This is a genomic window from Streptomyces sp. NPDC001668 (genome assembly GCF_042893155.1).
Classification (GTDB): Bacteria; Actinomycetota; Actinomycetes; order Streptomycetales; family Streptomycetaceae; genus Streptomyces.
In genome coordinates this window covers 193,068-207,707 of record NZ_JBIAUQ010000004.1, presented here as the reverse complement: position 1 = coordinate 207,707, position 14,640 = coordinate 193,068, and the positions used below count along the sequence as shown (strand labels likewise).

The 14,640-nt window shown below is 71.1% G+C and carries 9 protein-coding genes and 1 tRNA gene; 2 read left to right on the top strand and 8 right to left on the bottom strand.

The genetic code is table 11. The annotated features are described in order from the left end of the window. Positions 1–112: 112 nt before the first annotated feature. The 4 genes from ACFYZ8_RS14325 to ACFYZ8_RS14310 form a co-directional block, all read right to left on the bottom strand. On the bottom strand, positions 113–631 hold the full coding sequence (locus ACFYZ8_RS14325) for a hypothetical protein (protein ID WP_388532542.1): 519 nt from the start codon (positions 629–631) through the stop codon (positions 113–115). Between the two features lie 16 nt (positions 632–647). Next, positions 648–2,276: an MFS transporter gene (locus ACFYZ8_RS14320; RefSeq protein WP_359030019.1), complete on the bottom strand. Its 1,629-nt coding sequence runs from the start codon at positions 2,274–2,276 to the stop codon at positions 648–650. Between the two features lie 111 nt (positions 2,277–2,387). After that, positions 2,388–5,072 (bottom strand): LuxR C-terminal-related transcriptional regulator, encoded by a 2,685-nt coding sequence (locus tag ACFYZ8_RS14315; RefSeq protein ID WP_388532540.1) that lies wholly within the window; start codon positions 5,070–5,072, stop codon positions 2,388–2,390. Between the two features lie 175 nt (positions 5,073–5,247). Then, positions 5,248–7,062, bottom strand: a complete 1,815-nt coding sequence (locus ACFYZ8_RS14310) for an ABC transporter ATP-binding protein (protein ID WP_359030017.1) — start codon at positions 7,060–7,062, stop codon at positions 5,248–5,250. Positions 7,063–7,230: 168 nt separating this feature from the next. Between ACFYZ8_RS14310 and ACFYZ8_RS14305 the strand changes: the two genes are divergently transcribed. Next, the gene (locus ACFYZ8_RS14305) at positions 7,231–10,191 is read left to right on the top strand and encodes a GH59 galactosidase (RefSeq protein ID WP_388532538.1); all 2,961 of its coding nucleotides are present in this window, start codon (positions 7,231–7,233) and stop codon (positions 10,189–10,191) included. 79 nt (positions 10,192–10,270) lie between these two features. On the opposite strand, the gene ACFYZ8_RS14300 is transcribed toward ACFYZ8_RS14305, so the two are convergent. Together ACFYZ8_RS14300 and ACFYZ8_RS14295 are read right to left on the bottom strand one after the other, a co-directional pair. Then, positions 10,271–10,344: transfer RNA gene (locus ACFYZ8_RS14300), tRNA-Pro, on the bottom strand. An 81-nt stretch (positions 10,345–10,425) separates the two neighbouring features. Next, the gene (locus ACFYZ8_RS14295) at positions 10,426–11,853 is read right to left on the bottom strand and encodes an MFS transporter (RefSeq protein WP_388532536.1); all 1,428 of its coding nucleotides are present in this window, start codon (positions 11,851–11,853) and stop codon (positions 10,426–10,428) included. Between the two features lie 177 nt (positions 11,854–12,030). Here ACFYZ8_RS14295 and ACFYZ8_RS14290 point away from each other — a divergent pair, with 177 nt between their 5' ends. Then, complete coding sequence (locus tag ACFYZ8_RS14290; protein ID WP_359030014.1) at positions 12,031–12,612, top strand: helix-turn-helix domain-containing protein; 582 nt, start codon at positions 12,031–12,033, stop codon at positions 12,610–12,612. 7 nt (positions 12,613–12,619) lie between these two features. Here the strand turns inward: ACFYZ8_RS14290 and ACFYZ8_RS14285 are convergent, their stop codons facing one another. Continuing rightward, entirely contained in the window at positions 12,620–13,570 is a 951-nt protein-coding gene (locus ACFYZ8_RS14285; protein WP_388532534.1) for a catechol 2,3-dioxygenase, read from the bottom strand. Beyond that, positions 13,567–14,631, bottom strand: coding sequence for a 4-oxalomesaconate tautomerase (locus tag ACFYZ8_RS14280; protein WP_388533733.1), 1,065 nt, complete (start codon positions 14,629–14,631; stop codon positions 13,567–13,569). Before ACFYZ8_RS14280 ends, ACFYZ8_RS14285 begins: the two co-directional genes overlap by 4 nt. Between the last annotated feature and the right edge of the window lie 9 nt (positions 14,632–14,640).

Genomic DNA, 14,640 nt, shown 5'->3' with positions numbered 1-14,640 from the left:
TGTACTCCCGCGGGCGGCCGGCAAGGCGGTCGGTGCCGTGTACTGCCATGGTCGGCTCGGAGGGCGCCCGCGGCCTCACCCGGCGGAGGTGAACCGCCGTCCGGCGGTCGGGTCAGTGCTTCAGGAACACCTTGAAGGAGATGATCAGCAGTCCCAGCAGCAGGTTGACCGTGGCGGTTGCGGCGACCAGGCGCCAGGAGGCACCGGCGCGGCGGGCCGCGGCCATCGACCATCCCACCTGTCCGGCGACCGCGACGGAGAGCGCCAGCCAGAGCGCGCCCTGCACGTCCAGACCCAGCAGCGGACTGACCGCCACCGCCAGGGCCGGCGGTACCGCCGCCTTGACGATCGGCCACTCCTCCCGGCACGCGTCGAACACGACATGGCGATCCAGGGCCTCCTTCGCCAGCCGGGACCCGAACAGCTGGGCGTGCACATGCGCGACCCAGAACGCCAGGCCGGTGAGCAGCAGCAGGAGCACCAGTTCCAGGCGTGGGAACGAACCGAGGGTGCCGGCGCCGATCACCACGGAGGCCGCGAGCATCGACCCGTAGACACCGCCGGTGCAGTCGGCGGGGGCCCGGCGTCCGGTGTCGGGCCCACGAACCGTCGTGTGGTCGGTCGTGGACATCGGTGCTCCCTGTGGGTCAGCGCGTCGATCCGGCCGCCGGGGCCGGTGCGGCGGCATGGTGTGCCTTCGTGCCGCCCTTGCGGCCGGCCGGGAGGTTCGGTGTGACGAGGAAACTCACCAGCGTGACGCCGCCGGTGGCGAGGATCGCCGCCTTCAGACCGTCGAGCTGTGCGGAGGCGTAGGAGTCCGTGACGGCCTCCACCTCGGAGGGCGGCAGTCCGGCGTCCACCGCGGCCGAGCGCACCTGGTCGGTGGTGACGAAGGAGATCCCGGACTCCAGGGCGACGCCGGTCTGCGTGCGGGCCTGTTCGGAGAGCCGCGGGTCGTCCGCGACCTGTGCGGTGAACGCGTGGGCCAGCGCCCCGAGGAGGATCGAGCCGATCAGCGCCGTGCCCAGCGCGGAGCCCAGGTTCTGCGCCGTGAACTGCAGCCCGCCGACCTCGCTGCGTTCCTCCTCGCCGACGCTGGACTGCACGACGTTGCCCAGTTGCGAGGCGAGCAGGCCGGTCCCCACGCCCACCAGGGCCATGGCGCCGGCGAACTGCGCGTCGTCGATGACCGGGTCGATGGTGGCCAGCAGCCACACGACGGCGACCACCAAGGTGACGAGGGCCAGCCTGACCATCCGGCGCGGTCCGACCGCCCGCCCGAGCGAGGAGGCGAGCAAGGAGGCCGCGAGCATGGTGACCGAGACCGGGAGCAGCCGAAGTCCGGTCTGGAAGGCGTTGAAGCCCTGCACGACCTGCAGGTACAGCGGGATGACGAAGAACAGCCCCAGCAGGATGAGGTTCTGGCTCAGCAGGGTCAGCAGACCGGAGCGCAGCGCGGGCCGGTGCAGCAGGGGCAGGTGGACGAGGGGATCGGCGCCCCGGGCCGTCCTGCGCCGCTCCCAGTGGACGAAGCCGAAGAGTACGGCCACTCCGGCCCCGACGACGAACAGCGTCGGGGAGAAGCCGAGGACGGTGAAGGGCGGGTTGCGGGGCGAGACCCACCCCCAGGTGCTGCTCTGGAGGACCCCGAGCACGCCGAGCGCCAGGCCGGTGGCCGACAGCGCGGCGCCGACCCCGTCCAGACGGGGGCGGGTGCCGGTGTGGACGGACTCGGTGATCATGCGGCGGCAGCACAGCACGGCCAGCACGACCACGACCTCGCCGGCGAACACCAGCCGCCAGGTGAGGTAGGTGGTCACCCAGCCGCCGAGCAGGGGACCGACCGCGATCCCGGCCCCGGCCAGTCCGCCGATGACGCCGTAGGCGACGGCCCGGTCGGGCCCGCGGTAGGACTCCGCGACGAGGGCGGCCATGGCGGGCAGCACCATGGCGGCGCCGAGCCCCTCGATGACCGACCAGCCCAGGGCGAGGACCCACACGGAGGGGGCCAGCGCGGTCAGGGCCGATCCCGTGGCGTACACCATCAGCCCGAGGAAGAAGAGCCGACGGCGTCCCAGGATGTCGCCGAGCCGGCCGCCGATGATCATGAAAGCGGCCATGACCAGCGCGTACAGGGTGATGACGGCCTGGATGGTGGTGACCTCGGTGTCGAAGTCGTCGACCAGCTGACTGATCGAGACGTTCATGACCGAGGTGTCCAGGACCATCAGGAACTGAGCCGTCCCCAGGACGATCAGAGCGCGCCACTGTCTCATGTGACCACCTCGCCAGGTCGGTCCGGAGCGGCGGTGGAGGCGGCCGCCCTTCCCAGCAGAGCGGAAAGGGGCGCGTCGTGCCTCACCCGTCGCGGGCGACCCGCCGGACCCTCACAGCAGTCCCAGGCCCCGGGCGCGGCGGACCGCCTCGCTGCGGCGGTTCACCGCCAGCTTGCGGTACAGGCTCTTGAGGTGGGTCTTGACGGTGTTCACCGACAGGTACAGGTCAGCGGCGATCTCCTGCGTCGACATCATCTGCGCCAGCCGCCCCAGGACGTCGCGTTCGCGTTCGCTCAGTTCCTGTACGACGACCGGTTCGGGAGGTGTGTGCGCCGCGGCCGGTCCGCCGCGGCCCGGCGGGCCGGGCACGAGCCAGCCGACGGCCAGTTCCCGCAGCGGCGGGGCGGCAAGCAGCGGTCTGATCCACCGGCCCGCGTCGAGGAAGGGGCGCCTGAGCCGTTCGCGCCGGGCGTCGAGGAGCGCCTGTGCGAGGAACCTGCGCGCGGCTTCCCCCTCCCCCGCCGCATGGGCGGCCTGAGCTCTCACCAGCGCCGCCCGGACGGTCACCGCGGGCCCTGGCCGGCTCTCGGTCGACACGCTGTCGAGCAGGTCGATCGCGGCGCGCCGGTGTCCTGCGGCGAGCTGGATGCGCGCGGCTTCCACGGCACATGCCGGCTGGTCGTCGGGCAGGTGCCGGAGCAGCTCGGCGGCCGTCTCGGGCCGTCCTTCCGCCAGCTGGGCGGTGGAGGCGACCAGTTGTTCCAGACTGTCGGCCCACGGTGAGACGACAGCGGTGGAGACGGCCGGGTCCGCCGATTCCACGGCCGCTCGCGGGTCGCCCCGGGCCAGCTGGAGCCGGGCCGCGGCGATGGCCCGCCCGGCGGCCCTGACCGGGTCCTGGATCTCGTCGGTGAGCTCGTCGGCCTCGTCGAGGAGGGCCTGGGCCCGCCCCAGTTCGTTGCGGTCGACCGCCACGGCGGCCAGCACGAGTCGCCCGATGCCGGAGCCGGAGGACTGGGGAAGGCTGAACCGCTCCGTCTCGGTCACCGCCGCGAGCGCCCGGTCCTCGGCCCTGCCGGGCCAGCCGTCCAGGTAGTCGATCAGCGCCAGGTGGCTCAGGGACTCCTTCCGGGGCAGCACCGTCGAGACCCCGCCGGGGCAGTCGGCCGCCTCGGACAGAGCGGCCCGCGCGTCCTCGAAGCGCCCCGCCCACAGCCGGGCGGAGCCGAGATGGGTCAGCAGGAGCGCGGACAGTTCGGGGTGCTTGTCCAGCAGGTGCGCGGGAACCTCGGCCCGCACCTCGTCGGCGGTCCCGGCGGCCCGTTCGGCCTGTTCCGGCGAACCGGCCAGCCTGGCGGCCACCGCCTCCAGGAGCGCACAGCTCAACTGGGCGACCGCCGGATCGCCCGCCCCGTCGGACAGCCGCGCCTGGGCGTGGTGCAGGTGGGCCCTGCCCCGGTCGAGGTCGCTGTCCGCCAGGTCGCGGGCCGCCCGGACGAGCTCGGTCGCGGGGCCCTTGGCCTCGGGTGCCATCCGGGAGAACAGCTCGTTGAGGTCGTCGGAGCGCAGAGCGGTGAAGAAGTGTCCTATGGCCAGGTCGTCGACGAGGGCACCGGCGGTGAAGTCCCAGTCCTCGGCGGCGGCACCGTGGGCGAGCACCTCCGGGAGGGTGCCGTGGCGCCGCAGCCACCGGGCCGCGGACCGGTGCAGACCGGGTTCGAGCCCGGGGTGGCGCACCCGCAGATGGGTCCGGAGTATCTCCCCGAACAGCGGGTGCAGGCGGTACCAGCCCTGTCCCAGCTGTTCGACGAAGGCGTTCTCGCGATGCAGCTCGGCGAGGATGCGGCCGGCGTCGGTGCGGTGGGTCAGCTCGTTCACCAGATCGGGGCAGAAGCGCTCCAGAACACTGACGCGCAGCAGGAGGTCCTGGGTCTCCTCCGACTGGCGTCTGAGCACTTCCGCCAGCAGGAAGTCGGCGACCGTACTGCGGTCGGCCTCGAACTCCTTGAGGTACGTCTCCGGGTCCGGGCTCTCCTGTGCGGCCAGGGCGCACAGCCGCAGACCGGCGGCCCAGCCGCCGGTGCGCTCCACCACGGCGCGCGCGGCGCCCGCGGGAAGGCTCAGTCCGTGCAGTTCCAGCAGGACCGCCGCCTCCTCGGGTGTGAAGGCGAGCTCGGCGCCGCGGATCTCGGTCAGGGCTCCGGCCGCCCGGTACCGGTGCAGCGGGAACATCGGCTCGTTGCGGGTGACGAGGACCAGGCGCAGACCGGAGCCTGCGTGCTGGAGCACGAACTCCAGCTGTTCAGGAACCTCGGAGGCGCGCACCCGATCGAACTCGTCGAGCACGACGATGGGGGCCGGATCGCGTCCGGCGAGATCCTCGGCGATCTCCGAGAGCACCCGGTGGCTCACCCGGCTCGGGTCCGCCGGGCAGTGGACGCGGTCGGACAGCGGTGTCCCGGAGGCGTTCAGGGCCTGGAGGAAGTACGCCCAGAACATGCCGGGACGCTGTTCCTCCGCCTCGACGGTGAGCCAGCTGACCGGCCGGTCCAGGCTCTCGGTCCAGTCGGCGGCCAACAGGGTCTTCCCCGCGCCGGCCGAGCCGTTGACCATGGTCAACGGGGTCTCGAGCGCCTGTCCGAGGTGCCGGGTCAGGCGTGCGCGCCGCAGGAAGGTGGCCGGCTTCGACGGTACGGCGAATCTCGTACGCAGGAACGGATCCCCGAGCGGATCGACATGGCCTCCGGCCGGAACCGGAGTGCTCCTGTCCCCTGAAACCACGGCGCTCACCACCACGCTCAGCCGGATCTTGGGCAGCGCTCCCTTCGCTCAGCTTCTCACCCTTCCGGACCGCGCACCTGTCGCACAGGGCCCCACGGGTCCCTTCGCAGGGCCGGACCGCCCTGCGAAGGGACCGGTGGACCTGCTCCCACGCCGCCCGGTCCGTCCAGCCGGCCCACCCGAGCCCCCTTCAGTGCAACTCGGCCTCCATGGGATCGTCCTCCAGGAACCCGCCCGACTGGTGGTGCCACAGCTTCGCGTACGGGCCGTCCAGGGCGAGGAGTTCCTGGTGGCTGCCCTGTTCGACGATCCGGCCGCGGTCGAGGACGACGAGCTGGTCCATGCCGGCGACCGTGCTCAGCCGGTGGGCCACCACGAGCGCCGTCCGCCCCTCCATGAGCCGCCACAGCGCCTCCTGGACCAGGATCTCGCTCTCCGAGTCCAGTGCGCTGGTCGCCTCGTCGAGCAGCAGGATCGGCGCGTCGCGCAGGATCGCCCGTGCGAGGGCGACGCGCTGGCGCTGCCCTCCGGACAGTTTCACGCCCCGCTCCCCCACCAGCGTGTCGAAGCCCTCCGGCAGGGCGTCGGCGAACTCCGTGACGTGGGCCGCCTCGGCGGCGCGGCGGATCTCGGCCTCGGTGGCGTCCGGCCGGGCGAAGGCGATGTTGTCGCGCAGGGTGCGGTGGAACATGGCCGGGTCCTGCGGGACGTAGGCCATCAGACTGCGCAGGTCGGTCTGGCGGAGCCTGCTGATGTCCTGGCCGCCGACCAGGATCCGGCCGCCGTCGACGTCCTGCATCCGCAGCAGCAGCCGGGTGAGCGTGGTCTTGCCACCGCCCGAACGGCCGACGAGGCCCACCTTCGTCCCGCCGGGCACGAACAGGTCGAGCCCCTCGAAGAGCAGCTCAGCGCCCGCGTGGGCGAAGTTCACCTGCTCGAAGCGGACGTCGGCCCTGCCGGGCAGCAGCGGCTCGGGGGACGGCGGATCGAGTACGGTCGGCGGGGTGAGCAGCAGTTCGGTGAACTGCGCGGCCTCCGTCATCGAGCTCTCCAGACGCCGGTAGATCTGGTTGAACTCGAACATGATCCGGGTCGCGTTGGAGTAGTAGGTGAACGCGACCACGACCGCCTCCACACCGTGCTCGCCCCCGCCGAGGGCGACCGCTAGCAGCAGCCCGAGCCCGTTGGTCAGCACGGACATCGGCGCGACGAAGGTGTCGATGCGCAGGTTGCCGTAGTCCCACGACCTGAGCGTGAGCCGGCGTGAGTCCGCGACGCGGGAGCGGTGTTCGGCGGCCTCGCGTTCCTCGGCGCCGAAAGCCCGGACCGTGTCCATGTTCATCAGACTGTCGGCGACGTGGCCGGCCACCCGGGCGACCGCCGCCTCGCGTTCGGCGACGAGCCTCTGGCGGCGGCGGATGAGCGGCGCCGCGCACAGCGCCGTCAGCGCGATCATGAGCAACAGCCCCACGACGAGCAGCGGTTCGTAGCGCCACAGCACCACCGAACCGAACAGCAGCGGCACCAGGCTGCCCACGATCTGGAAGGCCAGGGTGTCGACGAACGGCTCGAAACGGGTGGCGAAGCTGAGGGCGCGCTTGGTCAGCGATCCGGCGAAGTTGTCGTGGAAGAACGTGGCGTCCTTGGCGAACAGTTCGTCCATCCCGATCACGTAGAGGTGCTCGATGCCGAGCGCGTCGAGACGGTTCAGGCAGTGCAGGGCGACCCGCCACAGCGCTTCCGCGAGCAGCAGGACACCGGCGAAACCCAGGACGTACGGCAGCGCCGAGCCGACGGTGAACTCGTCGCCGTCGGCGATGTCGCCGGCGAGCTTCGCGACGATCAGCGGCGCGATGTAGTTGATGCCGGTGCTGCCCAGCGCGGACAGCAGCATGGCGGGCAGGGTCAGCCGGCGCAGGCGGGCCAACTCCCGTCCGTAGTAACGAAGTGCGAGGAGAACCGCGCCCTTGCGCGGTGTGGTCTTCTGAGCCTCAGGCGTCTGCATCGTAACCCTGTGTGTCTGGGGAGTCGCGGTCCGAGTTCGGCAGTGTCCCGCGGCGGCCACCTCGCGGTCCACGCGTTTTTCGGCAGGCCGCTGCTCTCGGGAACCGCCAAATCTCAGGTGACGCAAGGGGATTGACGTAGAAAGCGCTTGCCACCTACGGTCCCCCGAATGGGTATGGAGCGAAGATTCGGCTGGGCGTCGTTCGCCGCGGCGACCACCATGGCACTGGCGGCAGGAGTGACCGCGGCCCCGGCCGCCCACTCGGCGGACGATCCCGTGCAGATCGTGGTCGACGGGAACGACGTACGCGCCGGCAATGTGAACGGCCTCACCTACAAGGGCCTCGGCCTGCTCAGCTGCAACAGCACGAGCAACCTGCTGATGGACTACAAGGCGGAGCACCCCGACCGCTACTGGCAGCTCGTCAGGGTGCTGTTCGGCGGGAGGAACCCGCTCATCAACCATGTCAAGATCGAGATGGGTTCGGACACCAACACCTCGACCGGTTCCGACCCGGCGACCATGCGCACGGCCGACGAACTCGCCGACGCGTCCCGGTCCCCCGGCTTCCAACTGGCCGCCGACGCCAAGACGGTGAACCCGAAGCTCAAGGTCTCGATCCTGCGCTGGGTCATGCCCCAGTGGGTCCAGACCGAGTGGAACAAGGGCACCGGCACCGACGAGATGTACAAGTGGTACAAGGAGACGATCCTCGACGCTTACCAGAAGTACGGGTACATGGTCGACTACGTCGATCCGGACACCAACGAGACCACGAAGCCCGACATCTCCTTCATCAAGTGGTACAAGAACGCACTGACGAACGACACCGAATTCGCCGACCCGCGCTACGGCCTGACACCGCGTCAGCAGAGAGCGGCCGCCACGGCGTACCACGACATCAAGATCGTCGCCTCGGACGAGAACACCACGAAGAACATCGGCCCGGCGATGCTCACGGACACCGAACTCTTCGGCATGGTCGACGCGGTGGGCTACCACTACACCACCGAGGACCGGCTCGACGGCGCCCCCGACAGCGCCACCTACCGGCCGTACACGAAGCTCGCGACCGGTGACAGCGCCGAGGGCGAGGACAAGGAGGTCTGGTACAGCGAGGGCGTCGGCTCGTTCGGCTGGACGGACTACCGGGTCAACAACACCGAGGGCCCGGGCGGCGCGAGCACCGGGATCGGCGGTGTCCAGAGCGCCCTCGACCTCGCCAACCGCTCCGTGAAGAGCTACGCCAACTCCAAGCGCACGCACTACATCTTCCAGCCGGCCATCGGGGCCTTCTACGAGGGCGCGCAGTACAGCCACAAGGAGCTGGTCAGCGCCCGCGACCCGTGGTCGGGGAGCATCCACTACGACGCCGCCGTGTACGTGATGCAGCACTTCACCCAGTTCGCCAGGACCGGCTGGGAGAACGACACCAACACGGCCGGCGTCTGGCGCACCGTGCCGGAGGCGAGCTACAGCGGGGCCGGCGGCACCGAGAACGTCGACGGCTCCAACGGCGCGCCCAGCTACATGACGCTCGCCGACCCGAAGAAGAGGGACTTCTCCACGATCGCCGTCAACGACAGCGACCGGGCGAGGAGTTACCGCATCAAGGCCGAGAACATGGACCTGGGCACCGACCCCGCCATGGAGGTCTGGGAGACCCGCGCGGCGGACCCCGGCGAGGCCTACGACGCGAACTTCAAACACCTCGCCGCCGAGATCCGCCCCGACGCCGACGGCTCCTACACGTACACGGTGAAGCCGCGCTCGATCGTCACGTTCACCACCCTCGACCGCAGCCACGACAAGGCGACGAACCAGCGCCTGCCCAGGACCGCGGCCCGCACGGTGCTCGACACCGACGCGACCGGCAAGAGGCACGACACCCGCGACGGCGTCCTGTACGCCGACGACTTCGGGTACGAGGAGGAGGGCCGGGTCCAGGTCGGCACCGACAACGGCGCCCGCACGGTCACTCAGCCGTACCTCGCCTCCCGTGGCAACCAGCCCCGTTACCTGGTCGACCAGACCGGCGCGTGGGAGGTCGGCGAGGACGCGGACGGTGACAACGTCCTGTACCAGTACCTGGACCAGTCCATGAAGGACACCGGCGCCTGGAACCGGAACACCCCCAACACCACGGTGGGCGACTTCCGTTGGGAGAACTACAAGGCCTCGGTCGACGTCTCCTTCCCCGACCCGCAGGGCGGCCTCGCCACCCTGGGCGTACGCCAGCAGAAGGGCATGGCGGCGACGGACGCGGCGTACGGCATCGGGATCGGCCCGTCCGGGAAGTGGACCTTCTCCAGGTACGGCACCGCGATCCGGACGGGGACGGTCGCCGCGTCGGACAGCTACCGCCTCGCCGTCGAGGCCAGGGGCGCGACCGTCACCGCGTACGTCGACGGCCAGGCCGTCACCACCTACCAGGACCCGACGCCCGCGACCGAGGGCCGCGTCAAGCTCGGCACCGACTTCCACCGGACCGCGTTCGACAACCTGAAGGTCGAGAAGGTCGCCGGATACACCCCGTACGCCACCGCGCTGACCGACAACATGGACGGCTCCGTCGGCTACGACGGCACCTGGAGCCGCAACGCCTCCCTCGGCGACGCGATGAACTGGTACCGGTCGACGTCGACCGCCACCACCGCCGGTGCGACCGTCACCGTCCCGTTCCGCGGCACGGGCATCGACGTCATCGGCGGCAACGACGGAAGCGCCGTCCTCGACGTCTCCGTGGACGGCCGGCCCGTCGTCCGCGACGCTCGGACCGCGGCCACCGACAAACGCCAGGCGACGTACTCCCTCCGCGGCCTGCCCGACGGCCGGCACACGGTGACGTTCACCCTGAAGTCCGGGAAGATCGTCCTCGACGGATTCACCGCGATCTCCGGGGACGTGGACGGACGGGTGGACACGACACCGCTCCGCGCCGCTCTGGAGGCGGTCGGGTCTCCGGACCGGGCCGACTACACGGCCGACTCCTGGGCCCTCTTCGCCACCGCACGCTCGGCCACCAGGGCCGCGGTCTCCGGACAGCGGGGCCTCGACACCCTCGGCGTCGAACAACTCGCGAGCAGGCTGGGCGCCGCCTACGCCGGGCTGATCCGCGAGGAGGCCTGAAGAGTCCGAGAGGTCCGAGAGGCCCGACCAACGCGAGCGGCGGGCCCGCCATTTCTGGCAGACCCGCCGCTCGTCACCGTCGGGACGACAGGATTTGAACCTGCGACCCCTTGACCCCCAGTCAAGTGCGCTACCAAGCTGCGCCACGTCCCGGCCGCGATGTCCACGGGCGTCCCGTGTGATCGCGCAGGTAAACCCTACCTCACGCGCGCGGCCGGGCCGACGGGCCGGACGTCAGCCCCGGGTGGCGACGGTTTCGCGCACCTCCGTGGTCCCGGTGACGACCCGGCGCGCGGCCCGCCGTACCGGAACGAGCAGGGCCGCCAGCGCCGCCGCCAGGCACAGCGCGGCCAGCAGGGCGAAGCCCTGCGTGTAGCCGGACTCGAACGGCAGTCCCGAGGGCTGCAGGTGGCCGGTGACCAGGACGCTGGTGACCGCCGCGCCGATGGAGCCGCCGATGGTGCGGATGTTGGCGTTCATACCGGTCGCGGCGCCCGTCTGGTCGGCGGGGACGCTGCCCACGATCAGGTTGGCCATGGAGGCGAAGGCGAGCCCGATGCCGAGGCCGAACAGGCCCGCGACCACGGCGATCTGCCACTGCTCGTCGTGCCACAGGGCGAGGAACCCGCAGGCCACCGCACCCAGCGCGGCACCCGTGGTGAGCAGCGCCTTGGCGCCGACGACCGGCTCCAGACGGCCGCTCAGCACACCGGAGAGGAACATCGCCACCAGCATCGGCAGCATGAGCAGCCCGGCCGCGGTGACGCTCGCGCCGAAGCCGTAGCCCGCCGACGACGGCGTCTGGACGAAGCCCGGCAGGAAGGACCAGATCGAGTACATCCCGGCGCCGAAGAGCAGCGCGGCGGCGTTGGTGGTCCAGACGGCCGGCAGTCGCATCACCTTCAGGTCGATCAGCGGGGTGCGCGAGCGGGCCTCGGAGTACAGCCACAGCGCGAACAGCACGAGGGCCGCGGCGAAGAGTCCGAGCACCCGGGCCGAGCCCCAGCCCCACCTGGTGGCCTGGCTGAGCGGCAGCAGCAGCGCGACCAGCCACCCGGACAGCAGCGCGGCACCGGACCAATTGACGTTCCCCTGCGCCCTGTTGGGCGACTCGGGCACATACCGTACGGCGATCAGCGTCGCGGCGATCACGATGGCGACCGGGATCCAGAACAGCCAGCGGTAGTCGAGCGCGGTCACGATGGGCCCGGCGGCGACCATGCCGACGCCACCGCCGGCGGCGATGACGGCGGACAGGTTGCTGATGGAGCCGCTCACCTCGGACGCGTGGAACTCGTCGCGGATGATGCCGAAGGAGAGCGGGAACAGGGCGCCGCCGACGCCCTGGACGACGCGGGCGACGATCAGGACGCCGATCGAAGGCGCCAGCGCGGCGAGCAGACACCCGACCGCCACGGTCACCAGGACGGCGACCAGCGTGCGCTTCTTGCCGATCAGGTCGCCGACCCGGCCGAGGATCGGCGTGAAGATCGAGGCGGACAGCAGATACGCGGTCATCACCCAGGTCGCGGTGGACTGCGAGGTGTGCAGCGCCTGCTGGACGGTCGGCAGGGCCGGCGCGATCAGCGACTGGAGCATGGAGAACACGCCGGCACCGGCCGCGAGGACCGCGAAGGTGAGGCGGGTGGACTTGCGGGGCATGAGGAGCCTCTCCGAACGAACGGGATGCGGCCGGGGCCTCGTGGGAAGCGGTCGCGGAAAGACGATGGACGACCTCGACTGCTAAAGTGGAGGCACGCCTCCACTCTAACGGAGGCAACCCTCCGCTTCAACCCGTTCCGGAGGTGCACCTCCGTTTCATTGTCCCGGGAGGCAGTCGTGACCGCCCCGTCGCCGTTCCCCGTCAGCGAGATCGTCGCGGCCCGCCGACCGCACCGGAAGGACGCCGCCCGCAACTACGACGCCCTGCTGGCCGCCGCGCGCGAGGCGTTCGCCGAGCACGGCGCGGAGGCCTCCCTGGAGGACATCGCGCGGCGCGCGGGGGTCGGCATCGGCACGCTGTACCGGAACTTCCCCACCCGCCGGCATCTCTTCGAGAGCGTCTACGCGGACGAGGTGAACACCCTGGTGGAGGCGGCCCAGGAGCTCGCCGGCCAGGAGCCCTGGGAGGCACTCACGGCCTGGCTCGACCGGTTCGCGGGCTACATGGTGACCAAGCGGGCGGTGCGCGAGGCGCTCAACGACGAGTCGGAGATCTTCGCGGCGTGCCGGGAGTCGATGTACGCGGCGGGCGGACCGCTGTTCGAGCGGGCGCAGGAGGCGGGGCAGGCGCGGCGGGACATGGACTTCGTCGATCTGCTGCGGATGGTCGCCGGCATCACGGCGACGGCGTTCGACGACGACAGCCAGCGCGACCGGGTGCTGTCGATCGCGCTGGACGGGGTTCGCACCTCGCGCTGAGCGCAGCTCAGGCCACCGGTGGCGTCCCGTGCGTATGGAACGACTCGATGGTCTTCAGACCCCAGGCCTGACCCTTCTTGCGCTCCTCCTCGGTCCAGGTGACGAGCGGCCAGTCGGGCGCGAGCACCAGCCGGGTGAGCGGGTTGCACAGCTCGATACGGTTGCCGCCGGGCTCGTAGACGTAGAGGAAGAACGTCTGCTGGATGGCGTGCTTGTGCGGGCCCGTCTCGATGAACACCCCGGTGTCGATGGCGAGATCGGCCGCGCGCAGGACGTCCTCACGGGTGTCGGTGGCGAAGGCGATGTGGTGCAGCCTGCCCTGGCTGCCGGTCCAGTCCGAGGTGTAGACGACGTCGTACGACTTGTTCGTGTACGTCAGCCAGCGCGCCGCGATCTTCCCGCTGTCCAGCCGGATCTGCTCGGTGGGCCGGGCGCCGAGTACGTCCTGCTGGAACTCGGCGTTGGCGAGCACGTCGGCGGCGAGGAAGTTGATGTGGTCCAACCGCCGTACGCCGACCCCCCTGTTGGGCTTGGCCTGCGGCTGGTTCTTCAGCGCGGGCCTGAGCTCCTCGGGGGCCCGGTAGTGCTCGCTCTCCCAGTAGAGCGCGTGCTCGTGGCCGTCCGGGTCGGTGGTGACGTACAGCTTGCCGAGGCCGGGTTCGTCCTCGGCCCACCTGCCGGTGCCGCCCGCCGCCTCGTTCGCCTTGATACGGCGGTGAAGTGCCTCCTCGCTGGAGGTGCGCAGGGCGAGCCGGCCGAGGCCGGGCAGGTCGCGGGCGGTGAGGACCAGGCTGTGGTGCTCGTAGTCGTCGAAGGTCCGCAGGTAGACCGTGTCGCCGTCCTGGCCGTTGACCGTCAGGCCGAGGAAGTCGGTGAAGAAGGCGACGCTGGCGTCCAGGTCCGGTGTGAACAGCTGGGTGTGGCCGATGTGGGCGATGTCGCCGAGCGGTGGAGTCATCGGTGAGCTCCTGCGGGTCGGTCGGCGGCCCGGGGGAAGACCGTGCCGTCGAAGATCTTGCGGGCCGTCCGGACCACGGCGGTGCGCCGGGCGGAGGGCAGGCCGTCGGGGGTGGTGGTCAGGCTGCTCTCGATGTCCAGGAATCCCGTGGGGTGTTCTATGCGGACGCGGTCGCTCCCGGGACCGATCACCACGAGCCCGGCGCCCACACCGCCGTCGATCCGCAGGCCCGCGGCCACGCTCGCGGCGCCGAGAACGCCGATGGAGGTGTGGCAGCGCACGGGGATGAAGGTGCGGGTGGAGACCGCGCCGCCGTACCGGGGCGGGGCAAGCAGTGTGACCTTCGGGACGGTGTCGTCGGACACGTCACCGAGGCCCATCAGGCGCCCCGCCGCCAGCCGGACGGTGCGCAGGCGGTCGGCCAGGGCCACGTCCTCCTCCAGGTCCCGGGGCAGTTCGTAGCCGGTGACCTTCAGGGAGGTCGCCGCGATGAGCACGGTCGGCATGCCGTTGTCCACGCAGGTCACCTCGACACCGCCGATGACGTCGACGGCGTTGCCGGTGGGGAGCAACTCCCCTGCGCCCGGCGGGAACTCGATCACCACGGGCGCCGCCCTCCCCGGCACGCCCGAGATCTCCGCGTCGCCGGTGTAGTCGACGCGACCGCCGGGGGTCGGGAAGGTCGCCGTGGCGTGGTCGCCGGAGTTGACCATGCGGATCCGGACCGAGGTCTCCTTCCGCCCCGCCGGGACGAGTCCGCGTTCGACGGCGAACGGGCCGACGCCGGCGAGGATGTTCCCGCAGTTCTGCCGGTCGCTCACCTCGGGGCGGTCGACGGCGACTTGGAGGAAGAGGTAGTCGACATCGGCTTTCGGGTCGGCGGACGGTGAGATCACGGCGACCTTGCTGGTGAGCGGGTGCGCGCCGCCCAGGCCGTCGATCTGGCGGTCGTCCGGGCTGCCCATGATCCGCAGCAACAGGTCGTCACGCGGGGCGGATTCGGCGGGCAGGTCGTCGGCGAGGAAGTAGGCGCCCTTGGAAGTGCCGCCCCGCATCAGCATGCAGGGCAC